The organism is Streptococcus handemini, assembly GCF_040984445.1.
Taxonomy (GTDB): domain Bacteria; phylum Bacillota; class Bacilli; order Lactobacillales; family Streptococcaceae; genus Streptococcus; species Streptococcus handemini.
Map to the genome: position 1 here is coordinate 1 of NZ_JBFRYH010000110.1, position 2,702 is coordinate 2,702.

A 2,702-nucleotide genomic window follows, 5' to 3' on the forward strand; every position below is an offset into this window, starting at 1 on the left:
AAAAATGCGACGCAACAACAAGTCGCATTTATTGAAAACTGGATTAACAACTATCCAAAGAAGATATTGGGTTACAAATCTCCTAGAGAATTTTTACAGACTGGCTAACTTGAACTTGAAATTTAGCTTTCTCTTCTTCTTGACGCCATAAACTTCCCACAAAATTGGTATCCAATTCCTTCACATGAGAGGAGAGGACCTTCTTAACAAACTTTTCTTTTTTCAAACTGGTCATCAGATTATCCACATCTTCCTGATTGACATAGAGCAATAAATAACGCAATCGGCGAGAATGGTAGATGATGTCCCCGTATTGGTTTAACTTTCTAGCATCGCGATTGTAATGTAAATAGACCGTGATACTCACTCGTTCTTGTTTTTCAAATGCCATGCTGTTCCTCTTTCATTTCTTCTATTTCCATTATATCAAAAAATAAATCATTTGATAGTGATGAACTCATTCTGTTTTTGACAATCTTTTAATAATCTATTACTATCAAAATTATCATTTTTCGATACTTTAGTAGATAGCGCAGGCGCAAGCAACCTCCTTACTAGTTGAGGATTGTTTCATAATCCTTATTTCCAACCTTCAACAGTTCCCTAGACTGTTGAAGCAATGCTTATTTTTAAGCCTAAGGTCTCAAAACTTCCGTTATTCGCAGCAGCATAACCGCTACGAATAATACCACTACTGCAAAAGTATCCTATGTTTCAACATCTTCGGTTTACTGGATTTTCAGCCTGACACAAGTACTATCCTAACTTTGCCAATGCACCCATTTTATAGTTTTTATGGTTATAAATGGTGGATAAGTTGGCTATTTTTGAATTTCAATGAGTATTAGAATGGCTGTACAGCTTAAAACAAAAAATGACAAATTCGCCAAGCTAGTTTGTCATTTCCAATGTGAGACAGTCTTACTTCCTATTTTAACTGATTATTTTCCATGATTTGGTCAATAAAGCCATAGTCAAGGGTTTCTTTGGCACTCATCCAGTAATCACGTTCCGCGTCTTTGTGGATTTGTTTGATACTCTTTCCTGAGTTATCCGCAAGAATTTTTTCTAGTGTGTTACGGGTTTTTAATAGGTGCTCAGCTGCAATCGCCATATCGGTTTGCTGCGTACCACCACCTGTACCGCCCATTGGTTGGTGAATCATGTACTCTGCATGAGGCAACATGAAGCGTTTGCCCTTGGCACCGCTTGACGCAATGATGGTCCCCATGCTAGCTGCCATCCCCATAACAATTGTTTGTACATCAGCCTTGATGAAGTTCATCGTATCTACAATAGCTAATCCTGCTGAAACAGAGCCTCCAGGAGTGTTGACATAAAGGTAAATATCCTTGTTTGGATCTTGGGCATCAAGGAAAAGCAACTGGGCAATGACAGAGTTTGCCATATTGTCCTCAACTGGGCCTGTCAACATGATAATACGATCTTTTAAGAGACGTGAGTAAATATCATACGAGCGTTCCCCACGACTGGTTTGTTCAATAACTACAGGAATCATAGTATTCTCCTTTTTGATTTTGAGATTATTATACTTAAATAGTCAAAAAAGGTCAAATAAAAAACTTGACGCACCAAAAAGTTCTGTTCTTCCCAAACAGAACTCAAACTAGTCTCATCTGTACGTATTTTGAAAATCAAAAAAAGACAAACTCCTAGTATAAAAAAGAGTGAGCCCAAGCGATTTCTATGAAATCACAATTGAGTCTCACTCCTATCTTTCTTATTTTGTACCGAACAGGCGGTCGCCTGCATCTCCTAAACCTGGAACGATATAGCCTTTTTCATTTAATTTCTCATCTAGGGCTGCGGTAAAGATGTCCACATCTGGATGAGCAGCTTGAAGGGCTTTAACACCTTCTGGCGCTGCGACAAGGCAGACAAATTTGATATTGGTTGCGCCACGTTTTTTCAGTGAGTCAATCGCCAAAATCGCAGAACCACCTGTTGCAAGCATTGGGTCAACAACAAAAATCTGACGTTGGTCAATATCTTCTGGTAATTTGACCAAGTATTCAACTGGTTGCAAGGTTTCTTCATCGCGGTACATGCCGATATGCCCAACTTTGGCAGCTGGTACAAGACTTAATAGACCATCTACCATCCCAATTCCAGCACGTAGAATTGGAACAATCGCCAATTTTTTCCCAGCGATTTGTTTTTGAACTGTCTTAGTAATAGGTGTTTCAATTTCAACATCTTCTAATGGTAAATCACGTAGCACTTCATATCCCATCAACATAGCGATTTCATTCACCAATTCACGGAAAGCCTTAGTAGGCGTATCTGTACGGCGCAAGATAGATAATTTATGCTGAATAAGTGGATGTGCAATAACTTGGAATTTCTCCATGATGTAACCTCTTCTATTTGTTTTTTCTATTTTACCAAAAAATATCAAAAAAAGCTTGCCAAAATGGCAGGCTTTTTTGGCTCTATAATTTCTGTAGTGGGTAAACCCACCATGAAGATTACGGGGACTTTTTCTACCATTTGTCAAGTTTATCAAGGATTTAAGAAAAAATATTTTCAAGACAGTAGCTATTTCGAGAGTGCTTAAAAGTTCTAAAATGAAATTAGCCAGTTGAAGGTATGAAAAAACATCTCGGCGAGATATAATTGTAATCACCACAACAACAATTAGAAAGATTCTGAGATGCAAAACTATTATACACCAAAAAGGA

Annotated in this window: 3 protein-coding genes and 1 pseudogene; 1 reads left to right on the forward strand and 3 read right to left on the reverse strand. The window is 37.9% G+C overall.

What is annotated here, in order from left to right; all coding sequences use genetic code 11:
* A pseudogene (locus ABPH35_RS10670) lies at positions 1 to 108 on the forward strand (IS30 family transposase); the annotation flags it as partial.
* On the opposite strand, the gene ABPH35_RS10675 reads toward ABPH35_RS10670, so the two are convergent.
* From ABPH35_RS10675 to upp, 3 genes are all read right to left on the reverse strand, one after another.
* On the reverse strand, positions 83 to 391 hold the full coding sequence (locus tag ABPH35_RS10675) for a YlbG family protein (protein ID WP_349989650.1): 309 nt from the start codon (positions 389 to 391) through the stop codon (positions 83 to 85). The pseudogene ABPH35_RS10670 and the gene ABPH35_RS10675 overlap by 26 nt on opposite strands.
* 537 nt (positions 392 to 928) lie before the next feature.
* A complete protein-coding gene (locus ABPH35_RS10680) occupies positions 929 to 1,537 on the reverse strand; it encodes an ATP-dependent Clp protease proteolytic subunit (RefSeq protein WP_349989652.1) in 609 nt (202 codons plus the stop codon).
* Positions 1,538 to 1,741: 204 nt separating this feature from the next.
* Positions 1,742 to 2,371, reverse strand: a complete 630-nt coding sequence (gene upp, locus ABPH35_RS10685; protein ID WP_349989651.1) for a uracil phosphoribosyltransferase — start codon at positions 2,369 to 2,371, stop codon at positions 1,742 to 1,744.
* Between the last annotated feature and the right edge of the window lie 331 nt (positions 2,372 to 2,702).